20 protein-coding genes are annotated in these 25141 nt (G+C 64.2%); 8 read left to right on the top strand and 12 right to left on the bottom strand.

The features are described from left to right. The first annotated feature begins 142 nt into the window (after positions 1–142). Positions 143–1291: a polysaccharide biosynthesis/export family protein gene (locus GJ654_RS00745; RefSeq protein WP_155444182.1), complete on the top strand. Its 1149-nt coding sequence runs from the start codon at positions 143–145 to the stop codon at positions 1289–1291. A gap of 33 nt (positions 1292–1324) precedes the next feature. On the opposite strand, the gene GJ654_RS00740 is transcribed toward GJ654_RS00745, so the two are convergent. From GJ654_RS00740 to GJ654_RS00695, 10 genes are all read right to left on the bottom strand, one after another. After that, complete coding sequence (locus GJ654_RS00740; RefSeq protein WP_155444181.1) at positions 1325–2086, bottom strand: ABC transporter ATP-binding protein; 762 nt, start codon at positions 2084–2086, stop codon at positions 1325–1327. Positions 2087–2117: 31 nt separating this feature from the next. Beyond that, the gene (locus tag GJ654_RS00735; protein ID WP_155444180.1) at positions 2118–3398 is read right to left on the bottom strand and encodes a glycosyltransferase family 4 protein; all 1281 of its coding nucleotides are present in this window, start codon (positions 3396–3398) and stop codon (positions 2118–2120) included. Between the two features lie 1005 nt (positions 3399–4403). Further along, positions 4404–5123: a fatty acid desaturase gene (locus tag GJ654_RS00730; RefSeq protein ID WP_155444179.1), complete on the bottom strand. Its 720-nt coding sequence runs from the start codon at positions 5121–5123 to the stop codon at positions 4404–4406. 33 nt (positions 5124–5156) lie between these two features. Next, positions 5157–6359, bottom strand: a complete 1203-nt coding sequence (crtY, locus tag GJ654_RS00725) for a lycopene beta-cyclase CrtY (RefSeq protein ID WP_155444178.1) — start codon at positions 6357–6359, stop codon at positions 5157–5159. 463 nt (positions 6360–6822) lie between these two features. Continuing rightward, positions 6823–8043 (bottom strand): ABC transporter permease, encoded by a 1221-nt coding sequence (locus GJ654_RS00720; protein ID WP_155444177.1) that lies wholly within the window; start codon positions 8041–8043, stop codon positions 6823–6825. Continuing rightward, positions 8040–8978: an ABC transporter ATP-binding protein gene (locus GJ654_RS00715; protein ID WP_155444176.1), complete on the bottom strand. Its 939-nt coding sequence runs from the start codon at positions 8976–8978 to the stop codon at positions 8040–8042. The genes GJ654_RS00720 and GJ654_RS00715 overlap by 4 nt, the downstream gene beginning before the upstream one ends. Before the next feature lie 539 nt (positions 8979–9517). Continuing rightward, positions 9518–10657 carry an ABC transporter permease gene (locus GJ654_RS00710; RefSeq protein ID WP_155444175.1) on the bottom strand — a complete coding sequence of 380 codons (1140 nt, stop codon included), beginning with the start codon at positions 10655–10657 and terminating at the stop codon, positions 9518–9520. Then, positions 10657–13395 carry a ribosome-associated ATPase/putative transporter RbbA gene (gene rbbA / locus GJ654_RS00705; protein ID WP_155444174.1) on the bottom strand — a complete coding sequence of 913 codons (2739 nt, stop codon included), beginning with the start codon at positions 13393–13395 and terminating at the stop codon, positions 10657–10659. The genes GJ654_RS00710 and rbbA overlap by 1 nt, the downstream gene beginning before the upstream one ends. Positions 13396–13570: 175 nt before the next feature. Next, on the bottom strand, positions 13571–14632 hold the full coding sequence (locus GJ654_RS00700; protein WP_246664519.1) for an HlyD family secretion protein: 1062 nt from the start codon (positions 14630–14632) through the stop codon (positions 13571–13573). 23 nt (positions 14633–14655) lie between these two features. After that, complete coding sequence (locus tag GJ654_RS00695; protein ID WP_155444172.1) at positions 14656–14829, bottom strand: hypothetical protein; 174 nt, start codon at positions 14827–14829, stop codon at positions 14656–14658. A 150-nt stretch (positions 14830–14979) separates the two neighbouring features. Here GJ654_RS00695 and GJ654_RS00690 point away from each other — a divergent pair, with 150 nt between their 5' ends. Next, complete coding sequence (locus GJ654_RS00690; protein WP_155444171.1) at positions 14980–15645, top strand: DUF2161 domain-containing phosphodiesterase; 666 nt, start codon at positions 14980–14982, stop codon at positions 15643–15645. Here GJ654_RS00690 and GJ654_RS00685 read toward each other — a convergent pair. Both GJ654_RS00685 and GJ654_RS00680 read right to left on the bottom strand, forming a co-directional pair. Further along, complete coding sequence (locus GJ654_RS00685) at positions 15642–16217, bottom strand: UbiX family flavin prenyltransferase (RefSeq protein ID WP_155444170.1); 576 nt, start codon at positions 16215–16217, stop codon at positions 15642–15644. The two genes, GJ654_RS00690 and GJ654_RS00685, sit on opposite strands and share 4 nt — an antisense overlap. Further along, positions 16214–17728, bottom strand: a complete 1515-nt coding sequence (locus tag GJ654_RS00680) for a UbiD family decarboxylase (protein ID WP_155444169.1) — start codon at positions 17726–17728, stop codon at positions 16214–16216. The genes GJ654_RS00685 and GJ654_RS00680 overlap by 4 nt, the downstream gene beginning before the upstream one ends. A 186-nt stretch (positions 17729–17914) precedes the next feature. On the opposite strand from GJ654_RS00680, the gene ubiT reads away from it, so the two are divergent. From ubiT to GJ654_RS20715, 6 genes are all read left to right on the top strand, one after another. Continuing rightward, a complete protein-coding gene (gene ubiT, locus GJ654_RS00675) occupies positions 17915–18484 on the top strand; it encodes a ubiquinone anaerobic biosynthesis accessory factor UbiT (protein ID WP_210350790.1) in 570 nt (189 codons plus the stop codon). Continuing rightward, the gene (gene ubiU, locus GJ654_RS00670) at positions 18481–19479 is read left to right on the top strand and encodes a ubiquinone anaerobic biosynthesis protein UbiU (protein WP_155444168.1); all 999 of its coding nucleotides are present in this window, start codon (positions 18481–18483) and stop codon (positions 19477–19479) included. The genes ubiT and ubiU overlap by 4 nt, the downstream gene beginning before the upstream one ends. Before the next feature lies 1 nt (position 19480). Further along, positions 19481–20389 (top strand): ubiquinone anaerobic biosynthesis protein UbiV, encoded by a 909-nt coding sequence (gene ubiV / locus GJ654_RS00665; protein WP_155444167.1) that lies wholly within the window; start codon positions 19481–19483, stop codon positions 20387–20389. A gap of 158 nt (positions 20390–20547) precedes the next feature. Then, positions 20548–22089, top strand: coding sequence for an acetolactate synthase large subunit (locus GJ654_RS00660; protein ID WP_155444166.1), 1542 nt, complete (start codon positions 20548–20550; stop codon positions 22087–22089). 154 nt (positions 22090–22243) lie between these two features. Beyond that, positions 22244–24847, top strand: a complete 2604-nt coding sequence (locus GJ654_RS00655; RefSeq protein ID WP_155444165.1) for an MMPL family transporter — start codon at positions 22244–22246, stop codon at positions 24845–24847. A 64-nt stretch (positions 24848–24911) separates the two neighbouring features. Beyond that, positions 24912–25139 carry a hypothetical protein gene (locus tag GJ654_RS20715; protein WP_196305387.1) on the top strand — a complete coding sequence of 76 codons (228 nt, stop codon included), beginning with the start codon at positions 24912–24914 and terminating at the stop codon, positions 25137–25139. Positions 25140–25141 lie beyond the last annotated feature (2 nt).

Raw genomic sequence — 25141 nt, 5'->3', positions numbered from 1 at the left:
CGCATTGAATTGCCCCAGTTTCGACTGTTGCAGCTTGGCGACAAGAACGGGAAATTAAACTCCCGCGTCCATGGTTCGGCTAAGACCGATCAGAAGTTGTGCTATAAACGCGCCGCACGGTAGGCGTTTTGGAAAAGGCGTAATGCGGATTTTTTTGACCTTGGCGGCTGCGGGGCTTCTGGCAAGCTGCTCGACCTTGCCAACCTCGGGGCCCAGCGCCCAAAATGTTGTCAGTGAAGAGAGTTCTTTCGCCCGTTACGATGTTGTGGACATCAGCCCTGCCGTTGTCGATATCCTTGCGCGACGCCGCCCCGACGCTTCGCTGTCCGGTTTCGCCGACTTTCGCCCGGCGGTCGAACCGCACATATCTGTCGGCGACGCGCTGACGATTTCGGTGTTCGAGGCCAGCGCCGGCGGTCTTTTCTCGCCGCCGCCCTCGACCGATCGGTTTTCCACCGGTTCAAAGGCCGCCGTCTTTCCTGACCAAGTGGTCGGTCGCGACGGCGCGATCACCATGCCCTATGCCGGCCGCATCCAGGTGGCCGGCCGCACGCCGCAGCAGGTCGAGCGGGTCATCCAGAACGCGCTGGAGGGCAAGGCCATCCAGCCGCAAGTGATGGTCAACGTCACCCGTTCCCTTGCCAATTCCGTCACTGTGCTCGGCGAGGTCACCGCTGGGGCGCGCGTGCCACTATCGGTGCGTGGCGACCGTGTGCTCGATGTGATCGCCACAGCAGGCGGCGTGCGCGCGCCGGTCAACGAAAGTTTCATTCAGCTGACGCGCGGTTCGCGCACGGCGCGCGTCGCCATGACTCGCGTCACCTCGGACGCGCGGCAGAATATTTTCATTCGCCCCAACGACGTGCTCACGATCATCCGCGATCCCCAGAGCTTCATCGTGCAGGGCGCGGCAGGCGCGAACGCGGAAATCCGCTTCGACGCCGAAGGAGTCAATCTGGCGCAAGCCCTGGCCAAGGCGGGCGGATTACTGGATTCCCGGGCCGATCCAGCCGGCGTCTTCGTGTTCCGCTTCGAGCCCGAGGCGATCGCGCGCGACATCGCGCCCGACAGTCCTCTTGCCGGCCAGGGCGCGATGCGGCCGGTGGTCTATCGTCTGAACCTGCGCGAACCCAACAGCCTGTTCCTCGAACAACGCTTCAGAATCTTCAACAAGGATCTGGTCTACATCTCGAATGCGCCGTTCACGGAGGTGCATAAGGTGATGCAGGTGTTCAGCACGGCGTTGTCGCCCGCCGCGACGGGAGCAAGCCTTTATAATGTGGTCAAATAGCGACGCGGCAGAGCAACCGCGAACCCGATCCGATCACAACGTGTTGTAGATCGACACAGCGAATTCGACATCGTCGAACAATCTGCTGCGTCCATGCTTGAGCACCAGCGCCTTGTCGCAGAATTTTGTGATGATCGCGACATCGTGGCTGACCAGGATCATCGCGCTGTGCTTGCGCTGGTTGAACAGGGCGTCGTAACATTTGCGATGGAAACGCTGGTCGCCGACGGACAGAACCTCGTCGATCAGAAAACATTCGAAATCGATCGCGAGCGTCAGGGCGAAGGCCAGACGCATCTTCATGCCGCTCGAATAGTTGCGGACGGGAATATACAATTGCCGGCCAAGTTCAGCGAAGTCGTCGACGAAAGCGAGCATGTCCGCAAGTGGCTTATCGTAAAGCCGCGCGATGAACCGAACATTGTCGGCGCCGCTCATGTTGCCTTCCAGGCCTCCGGCGAAGGCCAGCGGCCAGGACAATGACAGCCCCTTGTGAATGGCGCCCGCGGTCGGATGTTCGACCCCGCCGATCAGCTTCACAAGCGTCGATTTGCCCGAGCCGTTACGCCCGAGCACCGCGACTTTCTCCCCCTCTTTGACGCTGAAGGAGAGACCATCAAGCACGCGCCGGACCCCGATGGGGGTATGATATTCTTTGACGATACTCTCGAGACGAATTTCGCGCGCCGGCTGGTTGGTCGCGCAGCTGTGCGGACCGGGCTCAGCGATGGTGCGCCCAGCATAGATGGAGCCGCCGCTTTCAGCGTGCAGCCGGTCGCTCGCGTGTCCGCTCATCCGGCAAAATCCTCGCTTATCCGGAATGATCTCAATTCGTTCTGATATCGTCAAGAAATGAGGAAATAGCTGCGAAATAGGCCCTTCGTTCTTCTCTGGCGCGCGCGACGCCGAGCGGCGCGCGTCTGGGCGACGTTTCCATGAGCGTGCGAATTTCCCTTAGCCAGGACGGCGCATCCATCGCATCGCACAAGATCGCGCCCTCGCGCGCGACTTCGCGATGGGCCGCAATGTCGGACGCGATAACGGGAACGCCAAGGTGAGCCGCCTCGATCACGGGCAGCCCGAAGCCTTCCGCCAACGAGGGCGACAACAACCCCAAAGATCCGGCAAGGGCAATTTTGAGTGACACCGTCGACAACCCGCTGAGGATATGAATGCGGCCCTTTGTGAGTTCGCATCTTTGTATTTCATCGAGGATGTGGTCACCGTGCCAAGCGGGCGACCCGATCACCAGCAAATGGGGCGGATTACGCAACTCGGCGCAGAGATGGCGCCAGAGATCGAGCAGGAACAGATGGTTTTTTCGTGGTTCGATGGCGCCGCAGACGACAAAATAGCGCATGTGAGCCAGTCTCGGATCAGGATCCGCCGGTTCGTCGAAACTTTCCGCAAGTGGGAGCGGCCAACCGAAACTTGGAATGTTCACGCCTCCGGCGCGCTGGAGCGCGGCAGATATTGTCTCTCGCGCGTGTTCGGTGGAAACGATCACGCCTTTGGCCAGACGCGCCGCCGACGTCACCATGGCCGCGTGGAGCGCCGCGCCCTTTTCCGATACATACTCTGGCGTTTCCAGTGGAATGACGTCGTGCAGCATAAAAATTGGCTTCACGTCGGGACGACGACGCAGCCAGCGCAGCAGAAATGGAAAACCGAGACTGTAATGCCCCACGTTCAGATAAACAGCGCCGGGCGGCACGTCGCGAATCGCCGACCGGCCCGGAGCGACGCCCGTCGCCGTGAGCAGGTCGAGCATCCGAAATATCTGCTGTCCGGCGCCCATGCTCGGACGAGTCGGCGCTACAGCCGGCTTGTTCGTCATGCGCGCGACGAAATTCTCCCAAGAAGCGTCGGCCGCGACTTCGCCATTCTCGGCCCAAAGCGATTCCAATCGCGTTAGCCCCCGCGAGACGCGGGCGGCGTCGTAAAGCCGCATACCCCATGGCGTCGGCAGCAGACCATGAAAATCAGCAGCGCGTTCTCCGACGAGGTGACGCGCAAGCAGAAATTCCACCCGATCAATGCCCCTTGGCGTACGGAACAGCGGACCAAGAAATAGCCGCGTCAAATCGTAAACGATCGGTCGCATCATACCGATGAACCGACGATGACATCCGCCATCTCCCGCTTAGCTGTCTTCGCCTGAAAGCGCTCGACGGCCACCGTGAGGGGTGTCCGAACTCGGGGGCATTCACGTTGATATGGCACATTGACCGTCCTGCTTCGTTGCGACTGAGCCACCCAATACCTATTGCCCTCGCGCCGAGGCAGACAAGCTTGGACGGCAGCTTGTCCCCGTGTCATGGCGAAACGGGGTTTTGGTTGAGGCCAACTCCCGGCATACGGGATGGAGAACAACCAAGTCATGTTCTGCCGGAGACGACGGGCATTGGACTGTCTAATGTCAACTTTCGGGCGTAGGCGGCAAGAGTTTTCTTGAGGCGAAGATTGAAGGAAGCCTGGACAGTCGCTGAGGCCGCCAGATCTGCGGCACGCGGGACGACAGAAAACCGCGCCGAACCGCTGATCGCACCGATAGCGCGGATTTTGCCGGCCGAGGCAAAATGAACCAAGCCTGAGCCTGCGCCCACATAGGGTTTCATTCCGGCACGGTCGCTTGGTCGTGGTCCCAGAACGGTTCGCGCGCTTCCATATTGACGCTGGCGATTCTCAATACGTTGAAATTTCAATAATATACGTGTTCGCAGGTCTATCCTGAGTGGCGCGCCATTCTCAAGCACCGTTTCTGATACACAGAAGCGCATCAGAGCGTATTCTCGTGAACGCACGAGACGCTTGTTGACGCGTTCAGAGGACCGGCGAAGCGTAAGCGTGGTTGCTCGGTTGCAAACGGGTTACAAGGTCTCCGTCTCTCTGGTCCGGAGCGGATGCTCTTCCTTGCCCCAGCCTTGGGCGTAAAAAGAGGCGCTCTCGGCGCTCAGCGCGACGTTGCCACGCATTCTATAGCCGCTGTGTCGCGGATGTGCGGGTCCGAATCCGAACCGGCAGGCGAGACGGCCTCGGTGAACTGCGCCTGCCGGCTTTCTGTAAGCGCGACATTGAGCTGTCGCTGCGGGACTTCTGTTCCAGCCGCTGATCATGCCCCCCTATGCGCCGCCGGTAGCCGCCACCAGGGCGAACCGGGGGACAGGTGGTGTTCGTGATGGTAGCCGCCGAAGTGAAAGCAGGTCAGCAGAGACGCCCATTTGCTCATGTGTGGGGAGCGGGCGTTGTGGCGGTCGGGAAACGGCTCAGGGCCAGGGCGATGCGGCAGATAGGTTCCAAACCAGAACAACTGGAACGAGGCGAGCAGGGACGGAATCGTCCAGAAGGCGACGTAGGGCCAGCGCGGGCCGAGCAGCAGCGCATAGAGAGCGGTCGCGCCGATCAGGATCAGCGCCTCTCGTCGGCCGAAATAGCGGTCTATGAAGGCGCGATACCAGGAAAACGGGCCCGCGCGCGCGAAATCGGGGTCGTCGTCGGTTCCGGGCGCGATATGGTGCATCCGATGCTTGACGATGATCCGTTGGAAGGAAAATCCCGCGTAGAGAACCAGCGCGAGCGTTCCGATGGCCGTATTGATTTCCGCGTGTCCCGGCGCCAGCGAACCGTGCATCGCATCGTGCGCGACGATGAACAGACCGACGGAAAGCCAGGTTAGGCCGAGCAGGCAGGCGAGCGCCGCCAAAGGATGAACTGTCGCGTCGAGCCTCCAGACCGCAAGGACATGCAAGACGATCCAGGCCGCGAAAACCAGTCCAGCCAGCGTCAGGCCGATCAGCGTCTGGCGCGCGACATCTTGTTGAGCATCAAGCATTCGATTTCCTCGCGGCGGCTTGGGCGCGCCCCGTCAAAGCGCTTGCTCTTCGGCCAACACCGCCGGACCGTCATAACCGCGTTTGCGGCGCGCGTCGTGAAGCAGGGGGCGCTCGCGCAGGCAGGCGAGCGCATTGGCGATCGGCACGGGCGGTTTTCCGATCAGGATGCGCGCCTGGTCGGCGAGCGTGAGTCGGCCGGCGTAAAACCGCTCAACCAGCGCATCCGGAAGGCGATAAAAATGTTCCATGATCTTGCGTCGCTCTTCCGGCGCGGCGGCGCGAAGCAACAGGCGGCTCAGGAAGCGCAAATAGGACTGCCGCCGCGCCTCGGCCAGCGCGAAACGCCTTACCGCCGCGAACACGATCTCGGTGTCTCCGGGATGTGCGGCCACGACTTCGGCCACGCGCGCGGCGAGCGGCAGCGAATAGCCGGACACCGGATGAAAAAGCCCGGCGCGCATCCCGACGGGGACGGCGCCGCCGGCGGCGGCGGCCCAAAAGGCGGGGGCGTCGAAGGCCATGGCGACGGGCAGGACGCCGCGCTCCCGCCGCACCTCCGCGCCCGACCATCCGCGCGCGGCCGCATAGGCGCCGACCGCGGCGGCGCAATCGGCGTCGTCGAGCACGGCGCCGTCCGTGTAGCGCGTATCCTCGATCAGGATGCGGCGGTCGGTGAAGGGCAAGGTGTAGACGAAACGATAGCCGCCATGCTGCGGCACGCGCGCGTCCATGATGATGGGAATGGCGCGGTTGTGCGGCGCCTCGCACTCCAGTTCGATCCCGACGAAGACCTGCCATCCCAGCGCCATATAGGCCTCCGGAACCCGGCCTGTGCCGTCGACGACGCAGGGCGCGCGCAACGTCCGGTTCCCGTCGGTCTCGATGCATTCCGCCGAAATCCGGTCCGCTCTGGCCTGAATGCGGGTCACGGACGGGCAAGCGGCGACCGCGCCGGCGAGCGACTGGCTGGTCAAACTCGCGTAGCCGGTCCGCAGCCGCCGGCTGAATTTGGTAAAGTGCACCTCCTGGCCGCGCCATGCGCAGGCGACGGCCGGCGCGATCCATCTCCTTTGCCCTTCGTTCATATCGGGCTCGTGGAAAGACCAGGTGTGGCCGCCCGCCGGCGCGCCCGCATCGACCATGAGGATTCGCCTGGACGGATCGCGCGCGGCTACCGCCAGTGCGATCAGGCTGTTGGCGAGGCCGCCCCCGACCAGGATCAGATCGGCGTCCATCAGCGACAAGCTTCGTTGGACAGGACAAGACCGAGCAAGTTCGTCATGAACACGCCCTTTCAAAGGCATAGGTTGAGCAAATTTTCGTAGAAGAAATCGCCGTACACGACATTATGTTCCATCATGCCCTGAAGATTACGAGAAATTAACGTTCTCCCAATCAAGAGCGACGTTTGCTGCTCTTTATCTCTGCTGCTTTAAGCGGGATTTGCTTGTGGGCGTTGCGTCGATCGCGCCAGGGGTTGCGCAGCCTCCTATGCCGCAGGGGCATTGAAGGATGATACGATTTCCGAACGATCAGTTCGGAAATCGTATTCCACTCGCGCGGCAATCCGCCCTTTGCCTGGAGGATTTCCGCGCGATTTCGTTTTCGCGGATCGCGAAGCGATCTTGCGGAAACCGTATGACGCGTCAGATGACGGCAATGGCGTCTCGAAGCGCGAGGGGCCACATTGGAAATCTGCTAACTGCGACGTTCCCGCAGCAGGAAAGCCCAGGCGAAGGTCATGGCGACCAGTCCGACGCCGACCAGCATGGCGGCGTAGAGAAAGGCCCTGCCGCCGTCGGCGTCGCGCCAGAGCAGATCCTGGTAGGCTTCGATCGCCCAGGCGTTGGGCGTCAGCATGCTGACATCCTGCAGCCAGCGCGGCATCAGGTAGCGTGGGATCATCGATCCGCCGACGGCGGACACCATGAGAACGAGAAAGGCCGAAAGCGTTTGCGCCTGCTGCCGCGTGCGGCAGAGGGCGCACAGCAGCAAGGCGGCGCCAGCCGCCATGGCCGCGGCGGCCAAGGTCACAAGGCTCCACGACAGCACCCGATCCATGACCGCGACGCCATAGAGCGCCGCCGCGACGAGGAAGATGATCCCGACCTGAATCGTCCCTTGCAGGGTCAGGAACAGAAATTTGCCGCCCACCACCTTGGCCAGTCCGCCCGCGCTGGAGGTCAGGCGATCGAGAATGTTGTTGCGTCTTTCATCAATGAGCAGCATGGCGCCCTGCCCCGCCGAAATCAGCAGAAACAGGACGCCGACAGCGCCCGCATAGTAGACGGTCGGCGCGTCGGCCTGGGAGCTGCGCGCGACCAGCGCCAACTCGACCATAGGCGCCGGGGCGTCCAGCCGCCCTCCCGCGCCCTTTTCCTGGACCGCCTTTTCGATGGCCTGCGCCGCCGCTTCCGCCCGCATGCGCTGCTGCGGCGTCAAAGGGGCCAGGTTCTGATCGAATTCGACGATGTTCCGGCGATAGACGACGTCGGGAAGGGTTTCGCCGAGGATTTTTTGCAGGCGGCCGGCGACGACAGGCGCCGCCACCGGGCGGCTCGTGTCGCCGAGCACGAGAATGGGCGCCTCCTTCGCCGATTGGACGGGATCACCGCGAATGACGATGCCGGCGTCCACGTCGCCGCGCCGGATCGCCCGTTCCAGCCCCGCGCGCGTGGACGGAGAAGGCGCCACGAAAAGCCGAGGGTCCTCCGCGATCGCCGAGACCAGCCGGCGCGATACGCCGTCCTCCGCCTGATCGAGAACGGCGACGCTCAGCTGAAGCTTTTCCCCGCCCGTTCCGGAGAAGATCGAGGCGAAGATCAGATAAATGGCGGCGGGCAAGACGAAGGCCATGACCAAAGCGCCGCGATCGCGCAGCAGATCCAGAAACATCACGCGCATCATGGAGAGGATCATGCCGCAAGCTCCTGTTGCGCCATGCGCAGGAACAGGCTGGAGAGGTCGGGCTCATGGACCCGGATTTCCTGGACGCGCAATCCACTCCGTGTCAGCCGGCTTCTCAGCTCCGCGACGTCGATGTGTTGGGGATCGAAGTGGCCCAGCCATTGAACGTCGGACGCATGGGTGGCGAAACCGGCCGCTTCCAGCGCGGCGCGTTGCCCATCGTTGGCGGGCGCGCGCAGTTCGGCGACGACTTCAAGCCGATCGCCGAAGGCGTCTCGCACGAGGGTCTCGGGGCGTCCCTGGAGGCTGATGCGTCCGTTCTGGATCAGGCCGACGCGGTCGCAGAGCCGCTGCGCCTGATCGAGGTCATGGGTCGAGACCACAATGGTCGCCCCTTTTCGCCTCAGGTCTTCGAGAAGGCGATGAATGGATTCGCGCGCATCGATGTCGATGCCGACGGTCGGTTCGTCGAGCAGCAGGATTCGCGGGCGCTTCAAAAGCGCGATGCAGATGTTGACGCGGCGTTGATATCCGCCCGAAAGCGTTGCGGCGATCTGATCGGCGCGGTCCTGAAGGCCCGTTTCGGCCATGAGGGTCCGGATCAGTCGTTCCGCCTCCGGGGCGCCGGCCGCGCTGGCGAAAACCTGCAAGTTCTCCTTCACCGTCAAATGCTGGTAGAGCGAGATTTCCTGCGGCGCAAAGCTGATCGCCGACAGCCGCGAAGGCTCGCGCAGAATATTCCCGCCATCGACCTCAATGTCTCCGCTCGCCAGGCGAATCCGACCCGAGATCGCTTTCATCAGCGTGGTCTTGCCAACGCCGTTCGGCCCGAGAAGCCCGAAGATTTCAGCCTTGAACAGATCGAGGTCGAGGCCGGAGAAGACGTTGCGGCCCTTGAAGGCGTGAACAGCGTTCCGCACCCGGACGACCGGCGCCAAGCCATTCATGTCGAGAGCCCTCCAACAATTCGGTCATTTCAAAGTCAAAGCGAAAGTGTTTGGAACGCACAGCATAGACTTCGATAAGCTAGCTAAACCGGAAGCTCTCCCCAGGGTTCCCGCCGAGTTTGGAATTTTTCCGCGATCAACGGTAGGCATTTGATTTCGTTTAGAATTATTCGATCCACTTCTCTTGAAAATGCTCGAGAGGTCGGCGCTCGGCTTGTCGCTGCGGCCTTTCCTCGAACCCTGTTTCAGGGAGAGCGCGCGACCCGAAAACCGTTCGCCGCATAGCGCCCATCGTAGTCGTATTTGAAGCGAGAGGCCGAGCGCAGGTCGCGCGGATCGTGCGGCTGATCATCGGCCTGCACGCAACACGTGTTCTGACGGATGTGGCCGACACGCTGATGCCGACTGCGCTGATGTTTACGCGCCACGGCCACGGCCGCCGCTTCCGAACAACAGCTACTGCTATTTTGTCATCGCCAGCCGGGGACAATCCGCCATTGTCCGTTGTTCCCGCGAAGCGCCGGATCGCGGCGCGCGCGTCACCCATTCCGCCCGGACACGCTGCGGAAGCGCCAAACGCTGAGCGACAGAAACAAGCCGCCGATCGCCGTCATGGCGAGAAAATGCTCCCAGACCAGATCGAAACCCGCGCCCCGATACAAAACCGCTTGGGCCACGGCGACGAAATGGGTGGCGGGCGACAGTTGCATAAGATTGCGCAGCAGCGGCGGCATGGATTCGAGCGGCGTATTGCCGCCTGACAGCAGGTTGAGCGGCACGGCGACCAGCAGATAGAGCAGGCCGAGTTGCGGCATGGTGCGCGCGATGGTGGCGAGGAACACCCCGACGGAGGTCGCGAAAAACAGATAGAGCGCTGCGCCGAACAGAAACAGCGGCACGGAGCCGGCGATGGGAATGGCCAGCAGGCGCTCGACCACAAAATAAAGCGACAGGCCGACCGCGCCGAGGATGATCAGGCTGTTGGCCCAGATCTTGGCAAATGCGATTTCGAAAGGCGTCACCGGCATCACCAGCAGATGCTCGACCGTGCCGTGCTCGCGCTCGCGCACGACGGCCGCGCCGGCAAGAATGATGGCGAGCATGGTGGTGGAGGAAATGATGCCCATCACGCTGGAAAACCACGCTGTGACCAGATTGGGATTGAAGGCGAACCGCACATTCTGGGCGATGGCGGCGGCTGGCGGCCTGTCCTGCCGCGTGGAAAACTTGGCCATTTCGCTGGCCAGAATCTGCTGGATGTAGCCGGAGCCGATCCCCGCCTGCATCATGGCGGTGGCGTCGACATTGACCTGCACGGTCGGGCGCCGGCCCGCCAAAAAATCGCGCTCGAAATTGGGGGGAATGTCGAGGATGAAGGTGAAGGCGCCGATATCCATGAGGCGGTCGATCTCGCCCACCGAAACATTTTGCGCCGGCAGGAAATAGGGCGGCAGGAACGCCCGCGCCAACCGGCCCGACAATTCCGAACCATCCTCGTCGGCGACCGCGATCGCGGCATTGTAAAGCTCTTGCCCGTGGCTTTGCGCCTGCGCGAGGATGGCCATGGAAAAGGAATAGAGCACCAGCCCGAGCAGCACGTAATCGCGGAAAAAGCTGCGCAGCTCCTTGGTCCCAAGCCAAAAAATGTTGCGCCAAGTCCGCCAGATCGAGCTCTGCATCATTTCTCCTGTTTGCGCAGCAGCAGAAGGCTCAAACCCACCAGCGCCGGGAAGAACAGGGCGAGCTTCGCCAGATGTCCGGCGAGATCGGCGAAATGCAGCCCCTTGGTGAAGGCGCCGACGCAAATCGGCAGGAAATAGGTCATCGGGAAAACTTGGCCCATGATGCGGCCGAAGCCGGTGATCGAGGCCGCCGGCGTGGACATGCCGGAAAACATCGTGGCGGGCAGGATGGTCAGGATGGTCGCGCCGAACAAGGCGGCGATCTGGGTTTTGGTGAAGGCGGAAATCACCATGCCATAGCCGGTGGTCGCGGCGACATAGACCAGCGCGCCCAGCGCCAGCGCGGAAAAGCCACCCTTGAGCGGCACGCCGAAAATATACAGCGCCATCAGGAACATGACGAAAAAATCGGCGAAGGCCAGCGCGATATAGGGCAATTGCTTGCCAGCTAAAAATTCCAGCCGCGTCACCGGGGTGACATAGAGATTGGTGATCGAGCCCAGCTCCTTCTCGCGGACGATGGCCAGCGCCATCAAAATGGCCGGCATCAGCGCCAGTTGCAGCGCGATCGAGGCGGGAACCATGGCGTAGATCGAGTCAAAACTCTGATTGTAGCGGAATCGGGTTTCGATGTTCGCCGGCGTGGGCGAGGCGGGTTTCATGCCGCGAATGGCGGGGTCGCTGATGAATTGCTGATGCGCCGCGCTCAGATAGCCGTGGATGGTTTCGGCGCGAAACGGCATGGCGCCGTCGATCCACACCGACACTTCCGTCGGCTCGCCCTTCTTGATGTCGCGCCCGAACCCCGGCGGGATCTCGATTGTGGCGCTGACTTTTCCGCCTTTCATGCGGTCGATCAGGTCGCTGGCGCTGGCGATCTCCGGCTGTTCCAGAAAATAGGAGGAGCCGCGCACCTCGCTCAGATAGGCGCGGCTGTGGAAGGAATTGTCGCGGTCGAGCGCGGCGAAGGTGAGGGAATCGACATCGGTGGTGATGCCGAAGCCCAGCAGCAGCAACAGCAGCGCCGGGCCGAGCACCGCATAGGACAGCCGGATCGGGTCGCGCGACAGTTCCAGGATTTCGCGAATGGTATAGGCCATCATCCGGCGCAGGCTGAAGGCGGGATTTTTCGGCGGCGTTCTTGGCGCGGCGATGCGGGCGACCGGCGGCGGACGCGCCGCGCCGGCCTTTTCCAGCAGCGAAACGAAAGCGTCTTCGAGATTTTTCGCGCCCTGCGCGGCGACGATCTGCGCCGGCGTCCCCGTCGCCAGCACTTTGCCGGAATCCATCAGCGAGATGCGGTCGCAGCGCGCCGCCTCGTTCATGAAATGGGTGGACATGAAAATGGTCACACCCTGGTCTCGCGACAGGTCGATCAGCAGCCGCCAAAAATCGTCGCGCGCCAACGGATCGACGCCGGAGGTCGGTTCGTCGAGGATGAGCAGATCGGGGTCATGCACCAGCGCCACCGCCAGCGACAGCCTTTGGCGCAGGCCGAGCGGCAGGTCGGCGGCCAGGGCGTCGCTGTGGCCGTCGAGGCCGAAACGCGCCATCAGCTCCGCGATTCTTTCGCGCCCCGCCTGTGGCGCCAGGCCGAACAGCTTGGCGTGCAGATCGAGATTTTGCCGCACCGTCAATTCGCTGTAGAGCGAAAAGCCTTGCGACATGTAGCCCACCCGCCGCCGCGCCTGGATGCCGCCGGCCTGCACGGACTGGCCGAACAGCAGGGCCTCGCCACGGCTCGCCTCCGTGAGGCCGGTGAGCATTTTCATGGTGGTGGTCTTGCCGCAGCCGTTGGAGCCGAGGAAGCCAAAAATTTCGCCGCGCGCGATGTCGAGATCGACGTGATCGACGGCGGTGAAATCGCCGAATTTCTTGGTCAGACCGCGTGCGGAGATCACAGGCGGTCCGCCGTCGTCCTTGCGGGGGGGGATGCTGAGTTTCGGCCGCGCCCCGCCCTCGGGCAGCAGCGCGACAAAGGCGTCCTCGATCGTTTGCGTCGATGTCGTCGCCATGATTTCGCGCGGCGCCCCGGTCGCCAGGATCTTTCCGTCGTTCATGACAATCAGGAAATCGAACCGCTCGGCCTCCTCCATGTAAGCCGTGGCGACGATCACGCTCATGGCGGGACCCTCGCCGGCCGCGCCGCGTGCGGTCACGCGCATGGCGTCGACCAGTTCCCAGAATTGCCGCCGCGACAGCGGATCGACGCCGGTGGTCGGCTCGTCGAGGATCAGCAGGTCGGGATCGTGGATCAGGGCGCAGCACAGGCCAAGCTTCTGCTTCATGCCGCCCGACAATTGACTGCACAGGCGTTTGGCGAAGGGGCGCAAGCCGATGTCGCGCATCAACCCGGCGACCCGCGCCGCCCCTTCCGCCGCGCTCTGTCCGTAGAGGCGCGAAAAGAACGAAATGTTCTCCTCGACGGTCAGATCGGGATAGAGATTTTTGCCAAGCCCCTGCGGCATATAAGCGATGCGCGGGCAGATTTCGTTACGCCAGCTTTTTTGCGCGATGTCGCCGCCCAAAACCTCGACGCCGCCGTCTTGCAGGATTTTCGCGCCGGCGATCAGGGCCAGCAGCGTGGATTTGCCCACTCCGTCCGGCCCGACCAATCCAACCATGCAGCCGGAGGGAATGTCGAGCGACAGGCCGTCCAGCGCGCGGGTGCGGCCATAGTCGTGGCGCAGGTCGCGCAAGCGGACGACGGGCGAGGAATATGATTCCACCGTCATGGTCGGGCTTGTCCCGGCCATCCACGCCGACATGGCGCGCGAGGAGTGGCGAGGTTTGCGAGCGCTTCGGTCCCACGCTGCGCCACCGACGCAACGGCTTGGCGTGGATGGCCGGGACAAGCCCGACCATGACGCGGTTGAATGATCCACGCCAAATCGGAGGCAACGACGCGTTTCATCGTTCCGCGCCCTTCAGCGCCTCCGGCCAGTCCTGTTTCTCGTCGAGCTTCACATAGGCGACGCCGGGCAAGCCGCTGCGCACCTCGTCGGCGTGGTCGCGCGCCTTGTCGGCGTCGATCTTCACGCGCACACGGAACATCATCCTGTCGCGATCGCTCTTGGTCTCGACCATTTTGGGCGTGAACTGCGCCTGATCCGACAGAAAACTCACTTTTGCCGGAATGGGCCGGTCGGGGTAGGCGTCGAGCAGGATGCGCGCGGACGCTCCGATTTTGACCCGGTCGGCGGTGAGCGTGGGCAGGTAGATATCCATATAGACATAGGACGTGTCGAGCATGGTGAAGACCTTGCCGCCGACGCCCAGGACCTCGCCGGCATTGGCGAGCCGGTACTGGATGCGGCCGTCGCGCGGCGCGGCCAGCGCGTTGTCGGCGATGTTGACCCGCACCAGTTCGGCGTCGTGTTCGGCCGCGGTCAGCGCCTTCTCGGCCTCGGCCACACGATGGTCCGCGACGTTCTGCAGGGCTTTCGCGGCGTCCAGCGCCTGCTGGCGCTGGTCGAGCAGTTCACGGGTGGCGTAGCCGCTCTTGGCCAGCTTTTCGCTGCGCGCGAGTTCCTGCTGCGCCAGCTTTGTCGAGCTCTCCGTCTGCGCGCGCGTCGCCATGGTCTGCTCGACGACGCGCTTGGCCTGTTCGACCTGGGCTTCGCTGCGCTTCAGGCTTTGTTCGAGGTCACGCGTGTCCATCAGCGCGACCACCTGCCCTGCTGTCACCCTGTCGCCCTCGTCGGCGCGCAATTGCGCGATGCGGCCCGCGAATTTTGTCGCGATGTCGATCGGATCGGCCTCAAGCCGTCCATTTCCCATCGCGATCCAGGCTGGCAGGGGCGCGACGCGATGCGCCCGCCAGTAAAGACCGCCGGCGGCGCAGCCAAGCAGGCCAAGGATCAGCAGCCTGCGCGTCCATACCCTCGCCCGGCCCGGCGGATGATGCTCGATCACCGCCTTCGCTTGCGGCGCCGGGACGAGATTTTGCGCCAATGCCGGCGCAGCAACCATCCTTTCGCCCGTTTGCCGTTCCGTCATGGGATGACCTGACAAGAGGAAAGAGCTGGCTTGGATTTTAGCCGAGGTGCGAAATCAGCGCATTGATCTGCCGCCATCGCCGCGAAAGCTTCGCGCCCACACCAGAAAAAGGCAATAATTTCAGAATATCCAGCGGACGATTGCCGCCCCTGCGCGACGTCGTTGATCAAGCGCCGTCTCCGCCGCGCCAAACCTGCGCTCGCATCAAAAATCCCTCCATGAAGCACCCTCAACGCGCCGGAATGGCAAATGTTTCGAGGGCCGCGGCGGCGGCGCGCGCGCATAAAACTTTTGTTAACCACGCCTTGCCAGTTTGGCCCATGGTTTTCGAATCCGATCTTTACCGACCGATCAAACGCCACCTGGAATCGCTCGGTCTTGAGGTGAAGGGCGAGGTGTGCGGCTGCGATCTCGTCGCCCTGTCCGAAGGGACAGAGCGCGTGGTGATTGGCGAACTCAAGCAGAGTTTTACGCTCGAACTGGTGTTGCAGGGGGTGGATCGGGCAAGCGCCTGCGACGAGGTCTGGCTCGCCGTCGCCGCCTCCAAGCGGGGCCGCGGGCGCGAACACGATTCGCGAGCGCGAAAACTCTGCCGGTTGCTGGGTTTCGGCCTGCTCACCGTGGCCGCCGACGGGCGGGTCGAGGTGATGGTGGAGCCGGCGCCGTGGAAGCCAAGGCGCGACCCCAAGCGACGTTCGCGCATTGTCGAAGAGCATCGCCGCCGCAGGGGCGATCCGGTCGTCGGCGGCTCGACGCGCAAGCCCCAACTGACCGCTTATCGCCAGCAGGCGCTCACCGTGGCGCAAAAACTTTCGGAAGCCCCGTGCCGTCCGCGCGACCTGCGCGAGGTGGCGCCGGACGCCGCCAAGATTTTGCAAGGCAATGTTTACGACTGGTTCGAGCGCATCGAGCGCGGGGTGTACGGGCTCACCCCCTCAGGCCACGCCGCGCTGAAAACCTGGGCGGAGCACCTGCCACCCAGCTAAGCGCTTGGCTCCCCGCCCCATTGCGCCGCCAGCGGCTCGAACAGATGCAGCACATCGATGGCGCGCCGCGCGATCTGGTCGACAATGTCGTCGACGCTCTGCGGCTTCAGATAAAACGCCGGCGCCGGCGGCATGACGATGGCCCCGGCCTCGGTCGCCGCCGTCATGGCGCGCAAATGCCCGAGATGCAGCGGCGTTTCGCGCGCCACCAGAACGAGCTTGCGTCGCTCTTTTAAGTGCACGTCGGCGGCGCGGGTGATGAGATTGTCGGCGAGGCAGTTGGCGACTGCCGCGAGCGTCCGCATCGAGCAGGGCGCGACGATCATGCCGCGCGTGGGAAAAGACCCGGACGCGATGGCGGCTCCGACGCTGTCGATGTCATGCACATGTTTCGCAAATCCGCGCAGCCGCGACAGCGCATCCGGCCCGACTTCATGGGCCAGCGTCAATTCCGCCGCGCGCGACACGACCAGATGCACATCCGCGCCGCGCTCATCCAGAATTTCAACCACGCGCAACGCAATGGCCGCGCCCGACGCGCCGCTGACGCCGACGACGACGCGCGGCCTCATGAAAACTTGAATCCCGCCGTGACCTGCGGCCACAGCGCGTCCACCCGCTTTTTCACTTCCGGCGTGGTGTCGAGCTTCTGGCCCCATTCGCGGTGGGTTTCCGGGCCCATCTTGTTGGTGGCGTCAATGCCGAGTTTGCCGCCCAGCCCCGATTCCGGCGAGGCGAAATCGAGATAGTCGATCGGCGTGTCCTTGATCAGCATGAGGTCGCGCGACGGGTCCATGCGCGTCGCCAGGGCCCAGGCGACATCGTTCCAGTCGCGGCCATTGATATCCTCGTCCACGACGATGACGGTCTTGGTGTAGCTGAACTGCGGCAGCATGCCCCACAGCCCCATCATCACGCGACGCGCCTGTCCCGGATAGGTTTTTTTGATCGAAACAATGGCCATGCGGTACGAACACGCCTCCGGCGGCAGCCAGACATCGACGATTTCGGGCAATTGCCGGCGCATGGTGGGCAGCGCCAGATCGTTCAGCACGCTGCCGATCACGGAGGGCTCATCCGGCGGGCGTCCGGTAAAGGTGCTGAGGTAAATCGGGTCGCGCCGCGTGGTGATGGCGGTGATTTTCAAGACCGGAAACTGTTCGACGCTGTTGTAATAGCCGGTGTGGTCGCCATAAGGCCCTTCCGGCGCGGTCTCAGTCGCGGATACATAGCCTTCAATGACGATTTCGGCGTCGGCGGGAACCATCATCGGCACGGTCAGGGCCTGGGCCACATTGGGCCGCTCGCCGCGCAGCACGCCGGAGAACCGCAGCTCCGACACGGTTTCGGGCAGCGGCAGCACCGCCGACAAAATGGTGGCGGGATCGGCGCCGATGGCGATGGCGACCGGCATGTCCTTGCCCTGCTTCGCCCAGAGGCGATGGTGGGCGGCGCCGCCGCGATGGGCGAGCCAGCGCATGATCGCCCGGCCTTTTCCCAAAACCTGCATGCGATAGACGCCGATATTGATCTTTCCCGTCTCGTCGGCGGGGGTGTCCGGCGGGCGGGTGATCACCAGCGGCCAGGTGATCAGCGGCGCCGGCTCTCCGGGCCAGCAGGTTTGGACGGGAATTTTCGCAAGGTCGATATCGTCGCCGCGCCAAACCTCGGCCTGGCAAGGCGGCCTTGAAACCACGTTTTGCCGCGTGGACAAAGCCGCCCGCACCATCGGCCAGCGGCTCAAGGCGTCCTTAAAACCGTCGACCGGCGCCGGTTCGCGCAAGGCGGCGAGCATTTCGCCCAGTTCGCTGATGCGCGACAAAGCGACGCCGAACCCGGCGGCGACGCGCTCCTGCGTTCCAAAAAGGTTTGTCAGCACCGGCATCGCCGCCGGCCCGTGGGGGGAAAACGCCTTGTCGAACAACAGCGCCGGCCCGCCCGCCGCGAGCACGCGGCGGTGCAGCTCGGTCATGTCGTGAACGAGGCTGACCTTTTCGCCGACGCGTGCTAAGAGACGCTCCTGCTCAAGGTATTTTGTGAAGGCGCGCAGATCGCGAAACGGCGGCAGTTCTCGAAAAGTCATGCTCTGTCGTGCTCTAGAGGCCGCGCCGGCGCATTGACGAAAGTCAATGTGACGCTGAACATGTTCTGATACGGATTGCGAACGATAGGTTCGAAATCCGTATTCCGTTCGCGCGAAAATCCGCCTCGTCGGAGGATTTTTGCGCGATCCGTTTCTGCGGATCGCGAAGCGATCTCGCGAAACCGCATGAATGTTGGGACGATGTGGAACGCTAAAGACATACCCCTTTTTCCCGCCGTGGGCGCGGCCATGCTGCGGTTTGCGCCGCTGACCCCGCTGTCCATGGCCGGCGCGCATCTGGTGAAAACCCTGATTCGCCGCCACCCCTCGCTGTTTTCGCGCCTCGGCGAGCAGGCCGACAAGGTTTTTTTGATCGATCCGACCGATCTGCCCTTCGCCTTCCGCCTGCAGCCGCATCTGGAGGCGCCCACGCTCGAAGCCGTCCGCCGCGAGGACGCCGGCCTTTGGGACGCCCGCATCGGCGGCCCGCTCGCCGCCCTGCTCGGCCTCGTCCATGGCGTCTATGACGGCGACGCGCTGTTCTTCTCTCGCGACCTCGTCATCGAGGGCGATACGGAAGCGGTTTTGGCGCTGCGCAACGCCATCGACAACGAGGAAATTGACCTCGCCAGCGAAATCGCCGCCCTGTTCGGCCCGTTCGAACATGTCGCGGCGACGCCGGCGCGAAAAGTCTCCTCCGCCGTCGGCCATTTCTTCGGCGTCGCCCTCACCCGCGAGAATGAGAACCACGCATGAGCGCGCGCGGAAAAAAACTTGAGCTGGTCTGCCCCGCCGGCACCCCCGCGGCGTTCCGCGCGGCCATCGACGCCGGCGCCCACACGGTCTATTGCGGGTTCAACGACGAGACCAACGCCCGCAATTTTCCGGGTCTGAATTTTTCCACCGAGGAGCTCGCGACCTCCGTCGCCTATGCGCATAAAAAGGGCGCGCACGCCCTGGTCGCCATCAACACTTTTCCGCGCGCCGGCGCGGTCGAGCTGTGGCACAAGCGCGTCGATGACGCGGCCAAGGTCGGCGCCGACGCCGTGATCCTCGCCGACATCGGCCTGCTCGATTACGCGTCGAAAAAGCACCCCAACCTGCGGCTGCACCTCTCCGTGCAGGCGGCGGCGGCCAATGCCGACGCCATTTCCTTCTACGCCCGCGCCTTCGGCGTGAAGCGCGTGGTGCTGCCGCGCGTGCTCACCGTGCAGGAAATCGCGGCGGTCAACCGCGACATCGAGATCGAGACCGAAGTGTTCATTTTCGGCGGCCTGTGCGTGATGGCGGAGGGGCGCTGCTCCTTGTCGTCTTACGCCACCGGCAAATCGCCCAACATGAACGGCGCCTGCTCGCCGGCCAGCCATGTCGAATATCGCGAGGAAGACGACGAACTGGTGTCGCGTCTGGGCGGCTTCGCCATCCATCGCGTCGGCGCCAAGGAGGCCGCCCCCTACCCCACGCTGTGCAAGGGCTGTTTCGAGGCCGGCGAGTACAAGGGCCATGTGTTCGAGGACCCGTCGAGCCTGGACGCCGGTGCGCTGATCCCGCAACTGGCGGAAGCCGGCGTCACCGCGCTGAAGATCGAGGGCCGGCAGCGCAGCCGCTCCTACACCGAAGCCGTGGTGCGCAATTTTCGAAAAGCCGTGGACGATTACGCGGCGGGACGCCCGGTCGTCGGCGGCGCCCTGCGCGACCTCACCGAGGGCCAGACCACGACCGCGGGCTCGTACCGAAAAACTTGGCGGTAAGATGACACAAAGATTTTCGCTGACCGTTGGACCCCTGCAGTTCAACTGGAGCGCCGACGCTTTTGCCGACTTTTACGCCCGGATCGCCGACGAGGCGCCGGTGGATCGCGTGGTGATCGGCGAAACCGTTTGTTCGAAGCGCACGCCGTTCTACGAGGACCGCATCCCCGCCGCCATCGAGCGCCTGCAAGCCGGCGGCAAGACGGTCGTGCTCGGCTCGCTCGCCATGGTGACGCTGGAGCGTGAAAAGCGCGCCGCGCGAGAATTATTTGAACAAACGGCCCTTGAGGTCGAGATCAACGACCTCACGCTGATGAACTGGGCGCGCCCGCCCTTCTCCATCGGCCCGCTGATCAACGTCTATAACGAGGCGACGCTGGCCTATCTCGCGGGACAGGGGGCGAAACTGTTCTGCCTGCCGCCGGAAATCCCGTTCGCCTCGGTGGAAAAACTGGCTCACGCCGCCAACCAGTGCGGCGCCGTGCCCGAGCTTTGGGCCTACGGGCGCATTCCGCTCGCCATTTCCGCGCGCTGCTACCATGCGCGCGTGCATGGGCTGAGCAAGGATTCGTGTCAGTTCGTCTGCGACAAGGACCCCGACGGCCTCACCGTGAACACGCTCGACGGCCAGGACTTTTTGGCGGTCAATGGCGTGCAGACCATGTCGCACAATTACTGCAACCTGATCGGCGACCTCGACCGTCTCGCGGCGGCCGGCGTGCGCTCGCTGCGCCTGTCGCCCCACACCGGCGATTTCGTCGCGGTCTGCAAGACGTTTGCGGACGCGGCCTCGGGCGCGATCTCCGGCGCCGAGGGGTTGGCGCGGCTCAAGGTCTTGGCGCCGGGCGCCGATTTCTCCAACGGTTTCCTGTTCGGCTCCTGTGGCGCCGCGGAACTGGCGCCGGCCTGAGTTTGCGTGGACCGCCCCCGCCCTTCGAGACGCCCGCCAAGGCGGGCTCCTCAGGGTGAGGGCTCCTGAAGCCTGGGATTAGCCCTCACCCTGAGGAGGCGCGTCAGCGCCGTTTCGAAGGGCGGGGGCGGTCCACGGATTTTTTCTGCGAGGCCCAGATGAACGGCGCCGAAAGCCTCGTCAAAACCCTGGTCGCCCAGGGCGTGCAAACCTGTTTCGCCAATCCCGGCTCCTCGGAAATGCATTTTCTGAAGGCCCTGGACGATCCGGCGATGCGCAGCGTGCTCTGCCTGTTCGAGGGCGTGGCCACCGGCGCCGCCGACGGCTTTTTCCGCATGAAGGGCGCGCCGGCCGCGACCCTGCTGCATCTGGGGCCGGGCCTCGCCAACGGCCTCGCCAACCTCCACAACGCCCGAAAGGCCGGATCTGGCGTCGTCAACATCGTCGGCGACCACGCCAGCCATCACCTCCAATTTGACGCGCCGCTGGCCTCGGATCTCGATGGGATCGCCCGCCCCCTGAGCCATTTTTTGCGGCGCGCCAACAGCCCAAGATCCGTCGCGCCCGAGGCGGCGCGAACGGTGTCGGCGGCGCGGCCAGGTAAAATCGCCACGTTGATCCTGCCCGGCGACGCCTCCTGGGGCGAGGCGGGCGAGCCCCAAAATTTCCCAGTCGAAGCGCCGACGCCCAAAACCCCGCCGTCCAAACGCATCGAGAGCGTGGCGCGCGCCCTGAAAAAGGCGGAGGGACCGGTTCTCGTCGTCCTCGGCGGACGCGCCTGCCGGGGCGAGGGTTTGGAGCTGGCCGGCAAGCTGGCCACAGCCACCGGCTGCCGGCTGGCGACGCAATTCTTTTCCGCGCGAATCGAGCGCGGCGCCGGCCGCGTGCCGCTGGAGCGCATCCCCTATTTCGTCGCGCCGGCGCTGGAGTTTCTCAAGAATTTCCGGCACATCGTCACGGTCGAGACGGGCGAGCCCGTCGCCTTCTTCAGCTATCCCGAGAGCCCGAGCCTTTTGAAACCCGAAGGCTGCGCCCTGCACATGCTGGCGGAAAAGGACGAAGACGGCGCGGCGGCGCTCGGCATGTTGCTGAGCGCGCTGGGCGCGCAAAACGTCGCGGCGCGAAAGCAGGAGCGCGCCGAACCCGTCGTTCCCAACGGAAAGCTCGACCCCCAAAGCATCGCGCTGGCGCTCGCCGCCGCCATTCCCGAAAACGCCATCGTGGTCGACGAATCGCTGACCACGGGCCGAAACTCCATGGGCCTGACCCTTGGCGCCGCGCCGCACGACATGATCCAGAATATGGGCGGCTCCATTGGTTTTTCCACCCCGGTCGCCACCGGCGCGGCGCTGGCCTGCCCGGACCGCCGCGTGATCTGCATGACCGGCGACGGCAGCGCCATGTACACGATCCAGTCGCTGTGGACGCATGCCCGCGAAAACCTCGACATCACCACCATCATCTTCGCCAATCGCGAATACCAGATCCTCAAGGCCGAATACGCCAATATGGGTTTTCAGGAGATCGGCCCGCAGGCGCTGGCGATGATGGAGATCGACCGTCCCACCCTCGATTTTGTCTCGCTGGCGAAAGGCATGGGGGTTCCCGCCTTCAGGGTCGCGACCGCGGACACGTTTCACCGCGTCTTGAAAAAATCCTGCGCCGAACCCGGCCCGATGCTGATCGAAGTCTGCCTCTGACGCCCCCCATGGCTCCCAAGACGGCGGCCCGCCTGCATGGCGCCCCAGACCCCGCCGAATGAAGGGTTCTCTTTCTCGACAACGGGCGCTAAAAGGGTCAGCGAAAATACGTTGCTCGCCGACGATAGCGAGACATTGAGGTTATTGGGCGCAAATGCTTACATCCGCTATCGTTCGTCTGGTCAAGTTCTGCGTGCGCCATGCGCGCGCGGTCGTCGCGGCCTTCCTGCTGATCACCGTGCTGTGCGGCCTCTACGCCGCCGCGCATATGAAGATCAATTCCGACATCAACGCCATGCTGTCGCCCGATCTGAGCTGGCGAAAGTCGGAGCAGACGTTTGAAAGGGCGTTCCACCACTTCGACACGCTCTATGCGGTGGTGGACGCGCCGACCCCGGAGCTGGCGGCGCAGGCGACCAACGCCCTCACGGCGAAACTCGCCGAGGACAAGACCAATTTCATCAGCGTCACCAATATAGCGGGGCTGCCGTTCTTCTCCCGCGAGGGGCTGCTGTTCATGCCCCTGCCCGATCTCGAGCGCACCACCAAGGGACTGGCGCAGGGCGCGCCCCTCATCCAGGACCTCGCCTCCGACCCCAGCCTGCGCGGCATGGTTTCCGCCCTGGAGGACGGCCTGATCGGCGTAAATTCGAAAAAGATGACGCTCGACGACATGGCGCCGGTGTTCAACGCCGCGTCGCAAACGGTCGAGGACATCCTCGCCGGTCGTCCCGCCTCGTTTTCCTGGCGCGTGCTGGCCCAGGGCCAACCGGCCACGCCCGCCGATCTGCGCGGCGTCATCGCGGTGCGCCCGGTGCTCGACTACAAGGAGGTGCAGGCGGGCCTCAGAGCGAGCACGGCGCTGCGCGCGGCGGCGGACGAATTGCTGCCGCGCTATCAGGCGCGGCTGCGCCTCACCGGGCCGGTCGCCATGTCCGACGAGGAATTCGGCACCATCAAGGAGAACGCCGGCCGCAACGGCGCGATCACCGGGGCCATCGTGCTGTTCATCCTGTGGCGGGCGCTGCGCTCGTGGCGGCTGATCGGCGCGGTGGTCTTGAACATCGTCGCCGGCCTCGCCGTCACCGCCGCCGCCGGTCTGGCGCTGGTGGGCTCGCTCAACCTGATTTCCGTCTATTTCTTCGTGCTGTTCGTCGGCATCGGCGTCGATTTCGGCATCCAGTTCAGCGTCCGCTACCGGGCCGAGCGCCACGAGTTCGACAATCTCCACGAGGCCATCGCCCGCGCCGCCTATCATTTCGGCGTGCCGCTGACGCTCGCCGGCTTCGCCACCGCCTGCGGATTCCTGTCTTTCGCGCCCACCGACTTCAAGGGCGTTTCCGAACTCGGCATCATCGCGGGCCTGGGGATGATCATCGCTTTCGCGGTGAGCATCACCCTGCTGCCGGCCCTGATCGCGCTGTTCAATCCCGCGGGCGAACCGGAGCCGATGGGCTACGCGGCCCTCGCCCCGGTCGACGAATTCATGTCGCGCCACCGCAAGGCGATCATCGTCGGCGTCGCTCTGACCGTGGGCGCGGGCCTGCCGCTGCTCTACCATCTGAGGTTCGATTTCAACCCGATCCATCTGCGCGACGCCAACACGGAGTCGGTGGCGACCTACCTCGACCTGAAGCGCGACCGGAATTTGGAAATCGACAACATCCAGTTGCTCGCGCCCAACACCGCCGAGGCGGAAAAGAAGGCCGAGCGGCTCGCGCAAATCCCCGAAGTCGCCTCTGTGCGCACGCTCATGGACATGGTCCCGGCGCAGCAGGACGAAAAGCTCGCCCTGATCGCCAAGACCGCGGCGGCGCTCAAGGCGTCGCTCGACCCCGACGAAATCCAGCCGGCGCCGACCGACGCCGAAATCGTCGACTCCCTGAACGAGGCGGCGCAGCGGCTGGAGGAAGCCGCCAAGGATTCCTTCAACGCGGGCCAGGAGAAGGGCATTGCCGGCGCGCGGCGGCTGGCGGCGGCGCTGAGCGCGCTCGCCAAGGCGCCCAGCGAAAAGCGCCTCACCGCCGACGATGTGATGGTCGGGCCGCTGGTCTACGATCTCGAACAGTTCCGCGACCTCCTGACCGCGCAAAAGGTGACGCTGGCCGACCTCCCGCCCGAACTCGTCGCGGTATGGCGCACGCCGGACGGCCAGCAGCGGCTGTCCATCGCGCCGAAGGACCAGTCGGGGTCGGAGGAATCGCTGCGCGCCTTCGCCCGCGCCGTGCTCAAGGTCGAGCCGAACGCGACGGAAGGTCCGGTGTCCATTCTCGAAGCCAGCCAGACCATCATCCGCGCCTTCTTCCAGGCGGCCGGCTGGGCGCTGGCCTCGATCGCGCTGTTGCTGATCATCATGTTGCGCCGGGTCAGCGACATGCTGCTGACCCTGATCCCGCTGATGCTGGCGGCGGTCGTGACCATGGAGCTGATGGTGCTGCTCGGCATGCCGCTCAACTTCGCCAACATCATCGCGCTGCCGCTGCTGCTCGGCGTGGGCGTCGCCTTCAAGATCTACTACATCATGGCGTGGCGCGAGGGCGGGACCAACCTGTTGCAGACCAGCCTGACCCGCGCGGTGATGTTTTCGGCCGCCACCACCGCCACGGCCTTCGGCAGCCTGTATTTCTCCAGCCATCCAGGCACGTCCAGCATGGGCGAGCTCCTGGCTCTGTCGCTGGTCAGCACCCTCGCCGCCGCCGTGCTGTTCCAGCCGATCCTGATGGGCAAGCCGCGCGAAAAGCAGGAAGCTCAATCCTGAGCGACGGACTTTATCATTTTGGCCCTTTTGCGCTAGACAAGGGGCCCTGAAGAAAGGGACCTAGATGAAAAACGCTGTTCTGATCGCCCTCCTGCTGAGCGGCGCAAGCGCCTCAACGGCGCTGGCGGGCGACCGGGCGTCGGACGAGGCGGCATGCCGTTCGGACGTGCGCCGCTTCTGCCACCAACTGCATCCCGACGCCGGCGACAACGCCTTCCTGAGCTGCCTCCAGGCGTATCGCGCCAGGCTGTCGCCGAAATGCCGCAAGGTGCTCGACGACAACGGCGTCTGACC

The organism is Rhodoblastus acidophilus (assembly GCF_009720655.1).
GTDB classification, from domain to species: Bacteria; Pseudomonadota; Alphaproteobacteria; order Rhizobiales; family Beijerinckiaceae; genus Rhodoblastus; species Rhodoblastus acidophilus_A.
This window is presented reverse-complemented; position numbering and strand designations above follow the sequence as displayed.